This window comes from Parafrankia soli (assembly GCF_001854695.1).
In the GTDB taxonomy this organism is placed as follows: Bacteria; Actinomycetota; Actinomycetes; order Frankiales; family Frankiaceae; genus Parafrankia; species Parafrankia soli.
Genome location: NZ_MAXA01000158.1, coordinates 1 through 15,064 on the forward strand (window position 1 = coordinate 1; position 15,064 = coordinate 15,064).

The window sequence follows — 15,064 nt, forward strand, 5'->3', positions numbered from 1 at the left end:
ATCCGCTCCCGGGTCGGGGTCGTCAACGTCCCGCTACCCGTGCTGCTGAACGCGTTGACGGGCGCGGGGCTCGTCCTCGAAAAGACCGCGGAAGACGACGGCGACCAGCCGGTCCCGGAACTGCTCGGACTTGCAGCCGCCCGGCCAGGCCACCAACGAACCCGACCACCCGACCAAGCTCGCCAAGTCCGGCGACTCGATCGGCGAGTTCACCCAAACGCTCCAGCCACCACCCCGAAGCTCCGCTGGGGCTACCACCCAGAAAAAAGCCAGATCCAATGACGGCCTCCCACCCCGGTCCCGACAACACGGGCGGCCGCCTCCAGCTCATCCTGCTCCAGCAGGCCAGTTCAAACGCCGCCTGACACTCCCCTGGAGGGGTCGGTGTCGGTCTCTCCGCGACGTCGGCGTTCGGCCTGGTAGGCGGTCCAGGCCCGTCCCCCCTGATCGGTGGAGTACCACGGGGTGCCGGTGCGCTCGCAGAACGCGGCGAAGGTCAGATCTGGTTCGGCCATCCGCCGGCGGCGTTCGACACGGGGGTCCTCGCCGAGCGCGGCGGTCTGCAGGTCGGTGACGCGGCGGGCGCGGGTGAGTTCGTCGACGTCGTAGGCGGTCCGGCGCCGGATCGCCGCGACCCGCGGCAGCCGGACTGCGACGACACACGTGTCTGGCCAGTCGTCCTGTGGCATTGCGCCTCAGGTTCCGGGGGCGGGCTCGCCGTTGACCAGAACCGTGATTCCCTTGCCGAGGAACGACACCAGCCCGGCGATCCCGGCCGACTCCGGCAGCGGTGACGGGTAGTACCAGGCGCCGTCCGTGATCACCTCGCCGCCACCACGCACCGTGTAGTACGACGCCTGGCCCTTGTAGGCGCACACCGTGTGCGTCCCGGAACCCTCCAGGGCCTCGGCCCGGACGTCCTCGAGCGGGATGTACCAGCGGGGCGGCAGGGACGTCTCGAAGAGCTTCACCGGGCGCGTGGTCCGGGCCACCGCCTCACCACCCACCAGCACCTCGACCTGGTCGGAGGCGCGGCGGGTGTCCACCCGGTGGTAGGGGTCCCTGGGGTGGCCGAAGACCTGTTCGTCCTCCTCGTACCAGGCGTCCAGGCGGTCGAAGTAGAACGCCGCCAGCCCCGCTATGGGCGGGGCGCCCGGCACCGGCTCGGGGTAGGACCACAGCACGTTCTCCTCGACCCGGTCGCCGACCCGCAGCGTCCAGTACGAGGCGGTGCCCTTGAACGGGCAGTAGGTGTGGTGATCGGTCGGCTCCAGCAGGTCCTGCCGGATGTCCTCGAGCGGGACGTACCAGACGCCCAGATGGTTGGTCTCGTACAGGATCCTGGCGCGACGGGTGTCGAGCACGGTCTGGCCGGCGAGCTCCGCCCGGACACGCTGCGCCACGTCCTCGAGGTAGAGGACGTGCGCGGGCGCGGCGGCGTCCAGGTCGAAGTTGAAGGTGCCGGCTCGGTGGCTGGCGAACGGGCCGGATCCGAGAGTCAGGCTCATGCCAGGCCCAACACGGCGGGTTCGGCACACCTTCCTGCCGTTCCACCGCCGCGGCGAACGACATCTACATGATCCGCCATCATGACCACGCGCGGCCTCGGTGGACGACCACCGGACACCCCCGGCACGACGTACCGACCACGGCTCCGGCCGCCGTGGCGGCTGGTTGTCCGGTTCGCTACAGTTCCAGACGTTGCGAGGGGGGAGATCACCCAGAGGAGTCTCCATGGCCCCGGTCCGTAAGACCGTCGCCAGCGCAGCTGCCACGGTCGCCCTGCTGGCGGCCGTCGCGTCCTGCCGGCCGGCCCCGGGCGGTCCACCAGGTGGTGGGTTCCCGGTGCCGACAGCAAGCACGAGCACATCGCCCACGGCCACGCCGACGTCGTCGGCGCCGACCACGGTGACACCGCCCCCGTCGACACCGACGGCGGCGCCCACCACCACGGCTCCCACACCGCCGGCGCCGACCACGGCACCGCCGTCCACCCGGCCGCCCCGGCCGACCGATCCGCCCGGGCCGACCGATCCGCCGGTTCCCACGAACCCGCCGGTCACGTCCGCTCCGCCGGCCCCGCCGGGGACGAGCCCTCAGGCCGACGAGGTCGTCCGGCTCACCAACGTCGAACGCGAGAAGGCCGGCTGCGGACCGCTCGCCGTCGACACCCGTCTCACCGCCGCGGCGCAGGCGCACACCGCGGACATGGCGGCGAACGACTACTTCAGCCACGACGGCCAGGACGGCAGCTCGCCGGGCGACCGGACCAGGGCGGCCGGCTTCCCGTCGGGCTTCGTCGGCGAGAACATCGCCGCCGGGTCGACCACGCCGGCCGCGACCCTCCAGATGTGGATGAACAGCTCGGGGCACCGCGCGAACATCCTCAACTGCGGCTACACCCACATCGGCGTCGGCTACGCCCAGGGCGGCTCGTACCGTTACTACTGGACGCAGGACTTCGGGAAGCTCTGACCCCGGTCTCCGTCCAGGGACCGCCGGAGCCCAGGGACCGCCGGAGCGCCAAGGCCCCGGCGGTCCCTGGGCTGCGGGCGTCGACGGTGGCCGATCGACACCGGCCGGGGTGACCGAAAGTCGATGCGGTGGCCCGCCGGGCGGCCGAGGTCGACGAGCCCGGCACGCCGGATGTCGGCCTGGTCGACGATCCCCGGTTCCGCTGGCTGCTGCCCGGCGCGCTGATCGAGCCCGCGGACGGGCCTGCGAACGAGCCGGCGGACGAGCCTGCGAACGGCTCCGCCCGGTCGCCTGGCCGCACGGCGCGCGACTGGGTGGTCGACACCGTCCTGTTCGCGTTCTCGGTGGTCTGCGGGCTGCTACTGGTCGAGCAGGCCTCGCGGCGGGCCGACGTCCCGGATCCGCTGGTGCTGGTCGATCTTGTCGTGGGCCTGGCACTGTGCGGCCTGCTGTGGTGGYGGCGGCGCCGGCCGGTGACGCTGCTCCTGCTGAGCTGGCCCACCGGGCTGTTCTCCACCACAGCGTCGGCCGCGTCGGTGGTTCTGCTGTTCACCGTGGCCGTGCACTGCCGGCTGCGCACGACCTTCCTGCTGGCGGCCGTCTACTGGACGCCCGGCCTGGTGTACTTCGCGATCTGGCCGGATCCCGACCTGCCCTACGCCGGGGCGGTCGTCTTCCTGATCGTCATGCTGGCGCTGACGGTCGGCTGGGGGGTGTTCGTCCGCTCCCGGCGCCAGCTGCTGCTGTCGCTGCGCGAGCGGGCCCGGCTGGCCGAGGCCGAGCAGCGGCGCGGGGTGGCCGCGGCCAGGCAGCTCGAGCGCACCCGGATCGCCCGCGAGATGCACGACGTCCTGGGGCATCGGCTCTCGCTGCTCACGATGCACGCCGGAGCGCTGGAGTTCCACCCGGGCGCGCCACCGGAGCAGATCGCCGGTGCCGCCGGGGTGATCCGGGAGAGCGCCCACGAGGCCCTGCGGGATCTGCGGGCGGCGATCGGGGTGCTGCGCGAAGGCCCCGAGGACCCGGCGGCCCGGCCCCAACCGACCCTGGGCGACCTGCCCGAGCTGGTGGACGAGTGCCGCCGGGCCGGCATGGAGATCCGGACCTACATTCACCTGGTCGAGGCGGCGAGCGCCCCCGCGGTGATGGCCGGCAGCGCCTTCCGCATCGCGCAGGAGGGGCTGACCAACGCCCGGCGGCACGCCCCCGGCGCACCGGCCCGGCTGATCATCGACGGGTCACCCGCCGACGGACTGCACCTCGAGATCCGCAACGCCCGCCAGCCCGGCTCCGAGCCGCCGTCCCGGACCGGGCTGCCGTCCTGGGCCCGGCCGGCCGGGACGGGGCTGCTCGGTCTCACCGAGCGGGCCGCGCTGGTCGGCGGGCGGCTCGAGCACGGCCCGACCCCCGAGGGCGAGTTCCGGCTCTACGCGTGGCTGCCCTGGGAGGGATCTTGACCACCGGCCCGCCCGACGGCGACGCGCCCGTCCGGGTCCTGGTCGTCGACGACGACGCGCTCGTCCGCTCCGCGCTGGCGATGATGTTCGACGGCGCCGACGGCGCGTGCATCGTCGGCGAGGCGACCGACGGTGACGAGGTCGCCGCGGCCGTCGACGCGCTGCGCCCGGACGTCGTCCTGATGGACATCCGGATGGCGCGGATGGACGGGCTGCGGGCCACCGAGCTGCTGCTCGCCCGCGACCAGCCGCCCCAGGTCGTCGTGCTGACCACCTTCGACGCGGACGACCAGGTGCTGCGCGCGCTGCGGGCCGGCGCGAGCGGCTTCCTGCTCAAGGACACTGCGCCGGCCGAGATCGTGCGGGCGGTGCTGCGGGTGGCGGCCGGGGAGCCGATGCTCTCCCCCACCGTCACCCGCCAGCTCATCGCCCGGATCGCGGTGGTGGAGGCCGCCCCCGCCACCGGCCACCCCGCCACCGCCCGTCGCGGCACAGGCCGTGGCGGCGGAACGCTCGGCGGCCCGCCGCACGGCTGCCCGCCGGGCCGTCGCCCAGCTCAGCGCGCGGGAGCGGGAGGTGGCGCTGGCGGTGGGCCGGGGCCTGTCGAACGCGGAGATCGCCGGCGAGCTGTTCATGAGCGTGGCGACGGCGAAGTCGTATGTCTCCCGGCTGCTGACCAAGCTCGACCTGAGCAACCGGGTGCAGCTCGCCCTGCTCGTCCACGACGCCGAGGAGCCCGCGGGATGACCGACGAGCGGGCCGGGTTCGCTGTCGAGGTCACCGACCTCACCGTGCGGCGCGGCGGGTCCCGTCTCGTCGACGGGGTCTCGTTCGCACTGCGTCCGGGGGTGGTCGCCGGACTGCTGGGCCGCGGCGGCGCGGGGAGGTCCACGATCCTGGCGATCCTGGCGGCCTACGGGCGGCCGAGCGCTGGCACGGTGCGCGTCGACGGCGCCGACCCGTTCGAGGACCCGCGCCTGATGAGCGAGATCTGCCTGGTCCGCGAGCAGGCGGACGTCGAGCGTTCGCTGCCGGTCGGCGAGGCGCTCTCGATCGCCGGTGACCTGCGCCCGCGTTGGGACGCCGCCCTCGCCGACCACCTCGCGGCGCGGTTCGGCCTGGACCGGCGGGCCAAGGTCCGCGATCTCTCCCGGGGCGGCCGCACCGCCCTGTCGCTGGTCATCGGGCTGGCCGCCCGGGCGCCGCTCACGATCTTCGACGAGCCGCATCTGGGCCTGGACGCCCCGTCGCGGGCCGCGTTCCACGAGGAGCTGCGCGCCGACCACCGGCGCCATCCCCGCACGGTCGTGCTCTGCACCGACCTGATCGACGAGATCGCCCCGCTGCTCGAGGAGGTCGTGATCCTCGACCGGGGACGGCTGCTCCTGCACACCACCGCGGACGAGGCCCGCGCGCTGGGCCACGAGATCACCGGGCCGGTGGACGCGGTCGGGGCGCTGGTCGGCGACGCGCGGGTCCTCGCCCAGCGCCAGCTCGGGTCGACCAGGTCCACGACCGTGCTCGGCCCGATCCCGCGGCTGGCGGCGGCGCCACGGGAGGTCGAGATCGGCCCGGTCTCCCTGCAGGACCTGGTCAGCCACCTCACCGGCGGGGAGACGACGCGACGATGAGCGATCTCATGGTCCCGGGACCGGTCGCACCACCGGCGGCGCGGCGCGGCGGCGGGCCGGCCCCGCTGGTGCACACCGCGGCGGTGACGACCGGTGGCACGCTGGCCTGGGTGGGCTGGGTGTGGCTGCTGGCGGCGCTCGGCTACGGCGCCGCGGTCGCCGTCATATCGTTCGTCGGCGAGCGGGACACCTCGCTGTGGCAGGTGGCCGTCGCCACCTGGCAGCGCTGGCTGATGCTGGCCGCCGGCACGACCATGACCACGACGTTCGCGCCGATGCTCATCACCAACGGCGTCACCCGGGCTCGGCTGGCCCGTTCGGTGGTCGTGTGCGCGGTGGCGGTCGGCCTGCTGGGCGGGCTCTTCCTCGGGGCCGGGTTCGCCGTCGAGAGCGTGGTCTTCGCCGGGTTCGGGTGGCCGCGGGCGCTGTCGAACGGGGTCTCGTTCGACAGCGCCGCGGCGGTGTGCCGGCTCGGCGCGGCCTACGGCCTCGGTCTCTCGGCCTGGTTCGTCTCCGGCTGGCTGGCCGGGCTGGCCCGGCACGTGCGCGAGTCGGCGTTCGCGATCCTGCTCGTCCCGGCGCTGGTGCCGGCGGTGCTCGCCGAGGGGCTCGTGCTCGGCGGTGTCGGCGCCTTCGTGCTGCCGTTCATCCCCGGCTGGCGGTTCCCGTTCGCCGTGGGCGCGCCGGTCGTCGTCACGGTGCTGGGCCTGGCCTGCGTGGCCGGCGTGCGCGCGTCCAGGGAGATCAGCCTCGTCCACCGGTGACGGCGTCCACCGCTGACGGCGTGCGCTGCGCCCGCTGGCGCACGATGCGCCCCGCTGGCGCTCGACGCGGCCCGTGCTCAGTGTTCGACGTGGCCCAGCGGCCGGCCGGGGGCGATCCTGTCCCGCAGCGCGCGTTTGACGGCGGACGGCTCGGGGAAGCCCTGCTCGCCGCGGTCCCAGATCACCTCACCGCCCAGCCGGACGGTGAACACCCCACCGGTGCCGGGCACGAGGGCGACCGCGCCGAGATCCGCCTCGAACGTGGTCAGCAGCTCCTGGGCGAGCCAGGCCGCCCGCGGGAGCCATCTGCACCGGGTGCAGTACTCGATCTCGACCCGGGGCCGTGTGCCGGCCGAGCCGTCAGTCTCCACGGCGCTCACCCCCGCTGTGGTCCATACCCGCCACGCGGGCGGTCAGGCGCCGAGCATCGCCAGCCACTGCCGGGAGCTGGTCGGCCGGAAGACGTAGTTCATCTTGCGCACCACGCCGAGCTCCGCGGCGGACTCCGCCGAGTACCGGTGACCCGGGTAGACGGTGACGTCGTCGGGCAGCGCGCCCAGGCGGCGCAGGCTGTCGTACATCGCCGCGGCGTCCCCGCCCGGGAAGTCCATCCGCCCGCAGCCCTCGAGGAACAGAGTGTCCCCGGCGACGAGCCGCCCGTCCACGAGGAAGCACTGGCTGCCCGGGGTGTGACCGGGGGTGTGCAGCAGGCGGATGTCCACCGCGCCGACGGTGACCACGTCGTCGTCGCCGTGCTCGACGAGCTCGGCGGCCCCCACGCCCGTCCCGCGCCGCACCCACTCGGCCTCGTCCCGCTGCAGGTGGATCGGGACGGACGTGCGCTCCAGCAGCTCGCGGATCCCCTCCAGCTCGATGCCGAAGGCCGTGCCGCCGACGTGGTCGGCGTGGTGGTGGGTGACCAGCGCCCCGGTCAGCCGCATGTCGTCGGCGGCCAGCACGTCGAGCAGGTCGCCCACCCGGTAGGCGGGGTCGACCACGACGGCCTCGCCCGTCTCCCGGTCACCGATGAGGTAGACGAAGTTGACCATCTGGGTCGCGGCGGGATCACCCACCGCGAAGTCGCGGCCGGACAGCAACTGGCGGAAGTACAGGCGATCGCTCACACCGCGAGCCTACGGAGCGCCGGGCCCGCACTCCAGAACCGGTGGAGCGGGCGGACCGTCACCCACCACGTGCCATCGCGGGGCGGGGCGGCGTGGGCCGAGGCTGGTGAGCCCCGCACGCCGGTCAAACCGACACCAAATAAAAATAAACTCACTCAACAAAAGATGTATTGAAATCACGCCGAACCTACGATGAGGTCATTCGTCTCCGGCCTGCGGAGGTGGACCGACGGGGACCTCGGCACGTTCCGTTCGGCGTCGCCCGCGCGTGACGCCCTGGGTGGCCTATCTCGTCGGCGGTGTCGGATACTTCGTCCTGTACACGCTTTTCGTGGCACACGAGATCGGAGCGGGCACGATCCTCACCCGCGCGGGCGTGGACGTTCCCGTCGGCCCGGAGACGCAGGTGGCCCTGCGGTGCCTGCCGACCGCGTCGACCGTCGGAGCGATCGCCCTCGGCGTGCGGAGGTGGCGCCCCGAGCCCCGCGCGCCGTGGGTGCTCTCCTTGCCGTCGCCCAGGGCCTTTACACCGTCGCCGACGCCATCTTCTATACAAATCTCATCGTATTTCACAATTCAACATTTCCATCGCTGGCCGATCTGTTCTACATCGGCCGCTACCCGTTCGCGATCGCGGCGCTGGCACTTCTGTTCTGGCAGCGGGCACCCGGCCGCAATCTCTCGGCGGTGCTGGACACGACGTCCATCGCCGTCGCCGTGTCACTGTTGTACTGGCTCTATGTGATCACACCCTACGAGCGGGCGGCCTCAGGGCAGCTCGCCCAGCTGGTCTCGGTCGCCTTCCCCGTGATGGACCTCGGCCTGCTCGTCATGTCGCTGATACTGGTGCTCGCGCCCGGCCGCCGGCCGGCCTCGTTCGTCCTGCTGGTCGCCAGCCTGGTGGTCACCCTGGCCTCCGACATCCTGTACACCATCTCGGCGCTGGGCGGCAGGTACGTCGTCGCGGACGTCACCGAGTCCCTCTGGGCCCTCGGGGACGTGCTGGTCGCCGCCGCCGCGCTGCACCCGTCGATGGCGGACCTGTCGTGCTCCCCGCAGGCCGACGACCGACGGCTCGCTCCCGGCAGGCTCGCCGCACTGCTGGCGGCCGCGCGGACCGGTCCGGGCAGCCCTTCGCGCTGCTCCTCGTGGACGTCGACAACTTCAAGTCGATCAACGACCGGTACGGCCACCCGTGCGGGGACACCGCCCTCGCGGAGATCGGCTCCCGGCTGGCCGCGGCCAGCCGGCCCGGCGAGCTGCTGGCCCGCTTCGGCGGTGAGGAGTTTGCCCTGCTCGGCCCCACCGTGGGGCCGGAGACCGTCGGCGAGCTCGCCGAACGGCTGCGGCGCAACGTGGCCCGCGACCTGATCGAGCTCGACAGCGGGGCCCGGCTACGGGCCACCGTCTCCGTCGGCGCCGCCGTCTACCCGGTGCACGCGCACGACCAGACGGACCTGCTGATCGCCGCCGACCGCAACCTGTACGCCGCGAAGGCGGCGGGCCGCAACCGGGTCGTGATCGGTTGCGGCGCGGTGATCGAGTCCCGGAGAACCGCGGACGACCCGGCCGCGCCGCCGCCCCGTCACAGCTGACCGCCCCGTCACAGCTGATCTGCGATGTCCGCCAGCAGGCGCCATCATCCGGCACGGCGGGCACCACTCTGCGGAGAAGTCGACGAGGACGGGCAGCGGCGACCGCAGGACGATCTCGTCGAACGTGGTGTCGTCGGCGTGCCACACGGTTCCGGCGGACGCGGCCGGCGCCGACCGGTCCTGGACATCGGACGTGATCATGATCAGCTCCTTCGTGGTCATCGGGTCTGCGGTGGGTAGAGCGAGCACCCCGGGATACCCTGCGGCGGCACTGCCGGCCGGGGCGGGCCGTCAGCCGGTTCGGCTCCGGGCGGCTCGGCCGTGTCCCGCGCCATCGCGAGCTGGGCGGCGAGCCGTTCGCGGGAGCGCAGGAGCCGGGCGACGTAGTCGTCGATCTGGGCGATCTTGCGCCGGTAGCCCTCGATCGAGTCCGGGCAGGAGGCCGCCGTCTCGTTCCCGGCCCGCAGGCACTCGACGAACGGACGGGTCTCCTCCAGCGCGAACCCGTCCGCGAGCAGCGCCCTGATCTCCTCGACAGCTCGCAGGTCCGCGTCGCTGTAGTCCCGGTAGCCGTTGGCCAGCCGCCGGGCGGCGAGCAACCCCTGGTCCTCGTAGTGCCGCAGCGCCCGGGGACTCGTCCCCGCCCGTCGTGCCAGCTCACCGATGCGCATCCCGACCTCCTCCGCACCGACGCTAGACGTTGACGTCCGTGTGAAGGCAAGCTCTGTCTCCGCCCCCGTGGGTGCGCGCCCGCCCGGTGATCCGCCCGAGTGCCCGGCCCGTCAGGAGTGGCGGGCGCGGTGGGCGGCGGCGCGGGCACGGTTCCCGCAGGCCCGGTCCGAGCACCACCGGCGGCGTCCCGGCCGGGACGTGTCCAGGAACAGCAGTGCGCAGTCGTGGCTGGCGCACTCGCGTACCCGGGTGATGTCCGGCCCGCCCAGCAGGTCGACGGCGTCGCGGGCGACGGTCGCGAGGGCGTCGGCGGCGGGACTGCGCCCCGGTCGCAGCTCGACGGATCGCCGCGCGGTGAGCTGGGGGGCGAGTCCGCCCCGGCGGGCGTGGGCGTTGATGACCCGACGGTCGCCGTCCACGCCCGGCTCGTCGCGCGTACCGGCCAGCGCGGTGCGGTAGATCGCCTCCCGCAGCCGGCGCGCGGAGTGCAGACCCTCTTCGGTGACGGCCGGCGGGACGTCCAGCAGGCCGGCGGCGACGAACCAGCGCCCGAGGTCGGCGGGCTGGGGCAGCCGCTCGAAGTTGCGGCGCCACCGCTCCCCGACCGTCGCCGTGAACGACAGGCACAGCCGGCTGGACAGGAAATGGAAGTTCATCTCCCAGGCGGGCAGACCGTCGACGACCATCCCGTCCGTGTTGGTTGCCGTCGTCTCCACATAACGACTATAAGTCGTTACATGGAAAGTACGAACAGGGCCGGGATCGTGGACGCGCGCGCCTCGCGGGCCCGGCGCGTCGAGTTCGACCAGGCCGCGCGCGCGTTCACGGACCTGGCCGGTCGGGCGTCCACGAGCGACCTGGCCCTGCCCGCGCTCGGCGTGTGGACGGTGCGGGACCTGCTCGGCCACGCCAGCCGGGCACTGTCGACGATCGAGGCGTACGTACCGTCGACGGCCGTTTCGACCGGCCCGCCCCCGGGCGGCTTCGACCTGACCAGCCCGGCGGACTACTACGTGTCGGCCCGCGCGGTACTCGCCGACCCGGCCGCGGTGACCGAACGCGGCCGGGCCGCCGGCCGCGCGCTCGGAGCCGACCCGGCCGGCGCCGTGCGGGAACTGGCCGACCGGGTCCTGGCACTGGTGGCGGCGACCCCCGACGACAGCCCGGTCGGCAGCCCGGTCGGCACGATGCCGTTCATCCAGTACCTGCCGACGAGGACCTTCGAGCTGACGGTGCACTGCCTCGACCTGGCCCGGGTGCTGCCCGACCACCACGGCGCGACGCCCGTCCCGGCGCTGGGACCGGCAATCGCGTCGGGCCTGGGGCTGGCGGCCGAGCTGGCCGCCGCCGGCCCGCACCCCGCCGACCTGCTTCTCCTGCTCACCGGACGGACCGGGCTGCGTCCGGGTCTCAGCGCGCTGTGACCAGGGGCCGCGGACCACGGTCAGGCGGCGCACCGACCGGTGGACGCGTCAGTGCCCGGCGAAGAAATCCAGGATGGCGGCCGTCGCCTGGTAGGAGCGGCCGGCCGGGGAGTCGACGCGGTCGGCGAGCGCGTCGGGGCTGCTCGGCCACGCGTGCGTCCCGCCGACGACGGTGTCGAGGACGACCTCGGCGCCGCCCGCGCAGCCGGTGTGGCGCATCCGCTCCACTCCCATCCCGGCCACGGTGCGCAGCACGGCGGGCGCGCAGGCGTATCGGCGTGCGTACTCGTCGATCACCTGGGTCGCGGCCGGGACCCGGGTGGTGGAACCGCTGATCACGCCCCCGGCATACGGCACGGACGGGTCGGCCGTCCCGTGGACCGCCATGGTCGCGGGAGCGGCGCCGGGTGGGCAGGTCGCGAGGCTGGTCGAGGAGACCATCGCGACGCCGGCGAACCGTGGCGCCTGGCGGCACACCAGCGCGGCGGCGAACTCGGCGCCGTTCGAATGCCCCGCGGCGTAGACCCGGCCGGGGTCGAGACACAGGTGGGCACCAAGGTCGTCGAGCAGCGCGGCGACGAAGCCGAAGTCGTCGGCCGCCTCCGGCGCGGCCGGGGTGTTCCAGCGGCGCGGTTCGCCGAGCGCGTCCGGTGTCACGACGACGAAGCCGCGATCGGCACCGAGCCGGCCCATTCCGCTCCGGGCCTCCTGGGTCTCCTTGCTCGCCTTGAAACCGTGGAAGTCGACGACGACCGGCGCCGGGGTCCGTCCGTCGTAGCCGGTCGGCAGGGCGAGGAGATAGGTGCGCTCGGCGGCGTCGTGCGACAGGTGCCGCGGGCCCACGGCAGGCGCGGTGGCGGGGTCCGCCGCGCAGCCGGCCGTGCTCGCCACCGCCGCCCCGGCCGGCGCGGCAGCCCGTCCCGGGGCGGACCGGGCAGGCGGGGACTGGACAGGCGGAGACTGGGCGGACGAGGCAGGCGTGACCGCTCCCGCGGAACCGGGCTCGGCAGGCCGGCCGCCGCCCGCGCCACACGCGGTCAGACACGCCAGGGCGGCCGTCGCGCACAGGATTCGGCTGATCCACCTGTCACCCGATTTTCCGGCCACGTCCGGACATTACGTCCCATCCCCCGGGGAATGATCCCCCCGGCGAGGACACGAAGCCGACAACAAAGGCAACCTCGGACGAGCCGGCCGCCCGGCGGAGAGCTACATTCGCCGGGTGACGGACCAGGTGACGGGGCCGCCGGGCGCAATGCCCGCGCCGATTCCGGAACAGCCTGTCCGCCCGGACGACGACGTGCCCGAGCCGATTCCGGCGGCGGGCCAACCGATTCCCGCGGGCTCTGTTCCGGCCGGCTCTGTCCCCGCGAGCCCTGTTCCCACGGGCCCTGTTCCCACGGGCCATGTGACACCCGGCCAGCTCGCCTACTGGCGGCGTTCCGGCCTGCTTCGCCCCGGCCGCGGCGAGCTGACGCAGGCGCGGGCGATCGCGGCACTGCGCCGGGCCGGGCTCAGCCTGCGTCACATCCGGGGGGCCGCCGAGCGGCTGCGCCTCCTGCCCGGCGCCGAACCGGCCGCCGGCTGGGATCCCGCCCGCCACGGGATGGCGGCCGCCTACGGCGGGGCCGCGGTGCACGCCGGTCGGGCGGAGCCGTCCCAGCTGCGGTTCGCCGTGCACGGCCAGGAGCTCTTCGTGCAGCGCGACGGCGGGGCGTGGGAGGGCGACCGCGCGCCCGGCCAGCTCATCCTGGACGGCGTGGTCCCGTTCGTCCCGGTGGACGGCGTGGCGGTGGGCCCGCTGCCCGGCGGGGTGCCGCCGGGCGGGCCGGACCCGGCCGGCCCCCGGCGGCGGGCGGCCGGCGCGGTGCGCCGGGTCCGCGCCGCCGCGCCGTCCGACCGCGACCAGATCCGCCTGTTCCTGACCCGCGAGCGCGACCTCGACCTCGGCGACTTCGTGATCGATGACGCGACCCGCCCGGACGTCCGCGAGTCACGCCCTCCGGCGTTGCGCGGCGATTCCCGCGCGAACGACGTTTCCGCCACGAACTTCGCTTCCGGCGCAAACATCACGGAGCACCCGGGGCGACCGCTGCACCGGAACTAGACTGACCGCGTGACCGGACGCAGGCGACGCATCGAAACACTCCCGGCAACCCACCCGGCGCGTTGATGGCGGCGGGCGAGAACCCGGCCGGCCAGGCACATCCAGGCTCCGGCGACGGCCAGGGTGAGCGCGGCAACCCCGGTGGCGGGCGCGGTGCCCCCCGGGCCGTGCTGCTGACCGTCGACGACGACGTGAGCGTCTCCCGCGCCGTCGCCCGCGACCTGCGCCGCCGGTACGGCGGGACGTACCGGATCGTGCGTGCCGAGTCGGGGGCGCAGGCGCTGGAGGCGCTGCGCGAGATCAAACTGCGCGGCGACGCGGTCGCCGTCCTGCTCGCCGACTACCGCATGCCCGGGATGAACGGCATCGAGTTCCTCGAGCAGGCGATGGACCTGTTCCCGGCCGCGCGGCGCGTGCTGCTGACCGCCTACGCCGACACCGAGGCCGCGATCGACGCCATCAACGTCGTCGACCTCGACCACTACCTGCTCAAGCCGTGGGACCCGCCGGAGGAGAAGCTCTACCCGGTGCTCGACGCGCTGCTCGACGCGTGGCGCGCCACCGACCACCGGCCGGTCGCCGAGACCAGGGTGGTCGGGCACCGCTGGTCGGCCCGCTCGTACGAGGTGCGCGACTTCCTGGCCCGCAACCAGGTCCCCTACCGCTGGTATCTGGCCGACGAGCCGGAGGGCGCGCGGCTGCTCACGGCCGCCGGCGCGAACCCGGAGTCGCTGCCCTGCGTCATCACGACCGACGGCTCGGCGCTGACCGACCCGACCGACACCGAGCTCGCCGCCCAGGTCGGTCTCGCGACCGCCCCCACCGGCGACTTCTACGACCTCGTCGTGGTCGGCGGCGGCCCGGCCGGCCTCGGCGCGGCGGTGTACGGCGCCTCCGAGGGCCTGCGGACGGTGCTCCTCGAGCGGCACGCGACCGGCGGCCAGGCCGGCCAGAGCTCGCGGATCGAGAACTACCTGGGCTTCCCGGACGGCGTCTCCGGCTCCCAGCTCACCGACCGGGCCCGCCGCCAGGCCGTGAAGTTCGGCGCCGAGCTGCTCACCGCCGCCGACGTCGTGACACTGGAGGCCGCCGGTCCGGCCCGCCGGCTGCTCCTCGCCGACGGCGGCCAGATCGACGCGCACACGGTGATCCTCGCCACCGGCGTCTCCTACCGCCAGCTCGCCGCCCCCGGCCTGACCGAGCTGACCGGCCGGGGCGTCTTCTACGGCTCCGCGCTGACGGAGGCGCCGAGCTGCTCCGGCCAGGACGTCTACGTCGTCGGCGGGGCGAACTCCGCCGGCCAGGCCGCGATGTACTTCTCCCGGCACGCCCGCTCGGTGACGATGCTGGTGCGCGGCAAGTCGCTCGAGGCGTCCATGTCGCACTACCTCATCCAACAGATCGCGGCCGTGCCGACGATCACGGTCCGGGTGTGCACCGAGGTCGTCTCCGCGCAGGGCACCGACCACCTGGAGAGCCTCGTCCTGCGGGACAACAGCACCGGTCAGACCGAGCAGGTCGACTCCCAGTGGCTGTTCGTCTTCATCGGTGCCGCCCCGCGCACCGACTGGCTGGACGGCGTCGTCGTGCGCGACGAGCACGGGTTCGTCGTCGCCGGGCCGGATCTCGTCGTCGACGGGCAGCGCCCGTCCGGCTGGGATCTCGACCGCGACCCGTACCACCTGGAGAGCAGCGTGCCAGGCGTGTTCGTGGCCGGCGACGCGCGCGCCGAGTCGGTGAAACGGGTGGCCTCGGCCGTCGGCGAGGGGGCCATGGCCGTCGCGCTCGTGCACCGTTACCTCGCGAAGCGCTGAT

At 74.0% G+C, this 15,064-nt stretch carries 17 protein-coding genes and 3 pseudogenes; 10 read left to right on the forward strand and 10 right to left on the reverse strand.

Translation table 11 applies throughout. The features are described from left to right. Window positions 1-33: 33 nt before the first annotated feature. The 3 genes from BBK14_RS38900 to BBK14_RS13480 all read right to left on the reverse strand — a co-directional run bounded on the left by BBK14_RS38900 (window position 34) and on the right by BBK14_RS13480 (window position 1,508). Window positions 34-213, reverse strand: coding sequence for a hypothetical protein (locus tag BBK14_RS38900; protein WP_071062471.1), 180 nt, complete (start codon window positions 211-213; stop codon window positions 34-36). A gap of 137 nt (window positions 214-350) precedes the next feature. After that, on the reverse strand, window positions 351-689 hold the full coding sequence (locus BBK14_RS13475; protein ID WP_071062473.1) for a hypothetical protein: 339 nt from the start codon (window positions 687-689) through the stop codon (window positions 351-353). Window positions 690-695: 6 nt separating this feature from the next. Beyond that, window positions 696-1,508, reverse strand: a complete 813-nt coding sequence (locus BBK14_RS13480) for a DUF427 domain-containing protein (protein ID WP_071062476.1) — start codon at window positions 1,506-1,508, stop codon at window positions 696-698. Between the two features lie 226 nt (window positions 1,509-1,734). Between BBK14_RS13480 and BBK14_RS13485 the strand changes: the two genes are divergently transcribed. The 6 genes and pseudogenes from BBK14_RS13485 to BBK14_RS13505 all read left to right on the forward strand — a co-directional run bounded on the left by BBK14_RS13485 (window position 1,735) and on the right by BBK14_RS13505 (window position 6,327). Beyond that, window positions 1,735-2,475: a CAP domain-containing protein gene (locus tag BBK14_RS13485; protein WP_071062478.1), complete on the forward strand. Its 741-nt coding sequence runs from the start codon at window positions 1,735-1,737 to the stop codon at window positions 2,473-2,475. A 128-nt stretch (window positions 2,476-2,603) separates the two neighbouring features. Then, complete coding sequence (locus tag BBK14_RS13490; protein ID WP_071062480.1) at window positions 2,604-3,932, forward strand: sensor histidine kinase; 1,329 nt, start codon at window positions 2,604-2,606, stop codon at window positions 3,930-3,932. 83 nt (window positions 3,933-4,015) lie between these two features. After that, window positions 4,016-4,243 (forward strand): annotated as a pseudogene (locus BBK14_RS42820) (response regulator); the annotation flags it as partial. Between the two features lie 277 nt (window positions 4,244-4,520). Then, window positions 4,521-4,679 (forward strand): response regulator transcription factor, encoded by a 159-nt coding sequence (locus tag BBK14_RS42825; protein ID WP_241831471.1) that lies wholly within the window; start codon window positions 4,521-4,523, stop codon window positions 4,677-4,679. Window positions 4,680-4,762: 83 nt separating this feature from the next. After that, window positions 4,763-5,563, forward strand: a pseudogene (locus BBK14_RS13500) (ATP-binding cassette domain-containing protein); the annotation flags it as partial. Then, complete coding sequence (locus BBK14_RS13505) at window positions 5,560-6,327, forward strand: hypothetical protein (protein ID WP_071062484.1); 768 nt, start codon at window positions 5,560-5,562, stop codon at window positions 6,325-6,327. The pseudogene BBK14_RS13500 and the gene BBK14_RS13505, both read left to right, overlap by 4 nt. Before the next feature lie 77 nt (window positions 6,328-6,404). On the opposite strand, the gene BBK14_RS13510 is transcribed toward BBK14_RS13505, so the two are convergent. The 3 genes from BBK14_RS13510 to BBK14_RS38250 all read right to left on the reverse strand — a co-directional run bounded on the left by BBK14_RS13510 (window position 6,405) and on the right by BBK14_RS38250 (window position 8,374). Next, on the reverse strand, window positions 6,405-6,707 hold the full coding sequence (locus tag BBK14_RS13510; protein ID WP_083390919.1) for an Rdx family protein: 303 nt from the start codon (window positions 6,705-6,707) through the stop codon (window positions 6,405-6,407). Between the two features lie 33 nt (window positions 6,708-6,740). Beyond that, on the reverse strand, window positions 6,741-7,451 hold the full coding sequence (locus BBK14_RS13515; protein WP_071062485.1) for an MBL fold metallo-hydrolase: 711 nt from the start codon (window positions 7,449-7,451) through the stop codon (window positions 6,741-6,743). 752 nt (window positions 7,452-8,203) lie between these two features. Next, the gene (locus tag BBK14_RS38250; RefSeq protein WP_198541266.1) at window positions 8,204-8,374 is read right to left on the reverse strand and encodes a hypothetical protein; all 171 of its coding nucleotides are present in this window, start codon (window positions 8,372-8,374) and stop codon (window positions 8,204-8,206) included. Window positions 8,375-8,599: 225 nt separating this feature from the next. On the opposite strand from BBK14_RS38250, the gene BBK14_RS38255 reads away from it, so the two are divergent. Next, complete coding sequence (locus tag BBK14_RS38255) at window positions 8,600-9,046, forward strand: GGDEF domain-containing protein (RefSeq protein WP_071062490.1); 447 nt, start codon at window positions 8,600-8,602, stop codon at window positions 9,044-9,046. A gap of 45 nt (window positions 9,047-9,091) precedes the next feature. Here the strand turns inward: BBK14_RS38255 and BBK14_RS42830 are convergent. From BBK14_RS42830 to BBK14_RS37795, 3 genes and pseudogenes are all read right to left on the reverse strand, one after another. Further along, window positions 9,092-9,268, reverse strand: a pseudogene (locus tag BBK14_RS42830) (thioredoxin family protein); the annotation flags it as partial. Further along, window positions 9,265-9,717, reverse strand: a complete 453-nt coding sequence (locus BBK14_RS13530) for a MerR family transcriptional regulator (RefSeq protein WP_071062492.1) — start codon at window positions 9,715-9,717, stop codon at window positions 9,265-9,267. The gene BBK14_RS13530 and the pseudogene BBK14_RS42830, both read right to left, overlap by 4 nt. Window positions 9,718-9,828: 111 nt before the next feature. Beyond that, on the reverse strand, window positions 9,829-10,434 hold the full coding sequence (locus tag BBK14_RS37795; RefSeq protein ID WP_241831463.1) for a CGNR zinc finger domain-containing protein: 606 nt from the start codon (window positions 10,432-10,434) through the stop codon (window positions 9,829-9,831). A gap of 21 nt (window positions 10,435-10,455) precedes the next feature. Here BBK14_RS37795 and BBK14_RS36975 point away from each other — a divergent pair, with 21 nt between their 5' ends. Beyond that, window positions 10,456-11,142 (forward strand): maleylpyruvate isomerase N-terminal domain-containing protein, encoded by a 687-nt coding sequence (locus BBK14_RS36975; protein ID WP_071062493.1) that lies wholly within the window; start codon window positions 10,456-10,458, stop codon window positions 11,140-11,142. Window positions 11,143-11,190: 48 nt separating this feature from the next. On the opposite strand, the gene BBK14_RS13545 is transcribed toward BBK14_RS36975, so the two are convergent. Beyond that, window positions 11,191-12,033, reverse strand: a complete 843-nt coding sequence (locus BBK14_RS13545; RefSeq protein WP_235014426.1) for a CE1 family esterase — start codon at window positions 12,031-12,033, stop codon at window positions 11,191-11,193. A gap of 517 nt (window positions 12,034-12,550) precedes the next feature. Between BBK14_RS13545 and BBK14_RS13550 the strand changes: the two genes are divergently transcribed. Both BBK14_RS13550 and BBK14_RS13555 read left to right on the forward strand, forming a co-directional pair. Further along, window positions 12,551-13,249, forward strand: coding sequence for a hypothetical protein (locus BBK14_RS13550; protein WP_071062497.1), 699 nt, complete (start codon window positions 12,551-12,553; stop codon window positions 13,247-13,249). Window positions 13,250-13,314: 65 nt separating this feature from the next. Beyond that, on the forward strand, window positions 13,315-15,063 hold the full coding sequence (locus BBK14_RS13555) for an NAD(P)/FAD-dependent oxidoreductase (protein WP_198541267.1): 1,749 nt from the start codon (window positions 13,315-13,317) through the stop codon (window positions 15,061-15,063). The last annotated feature ends 1 nt before the right edge of the window (window position 15,064 follow it).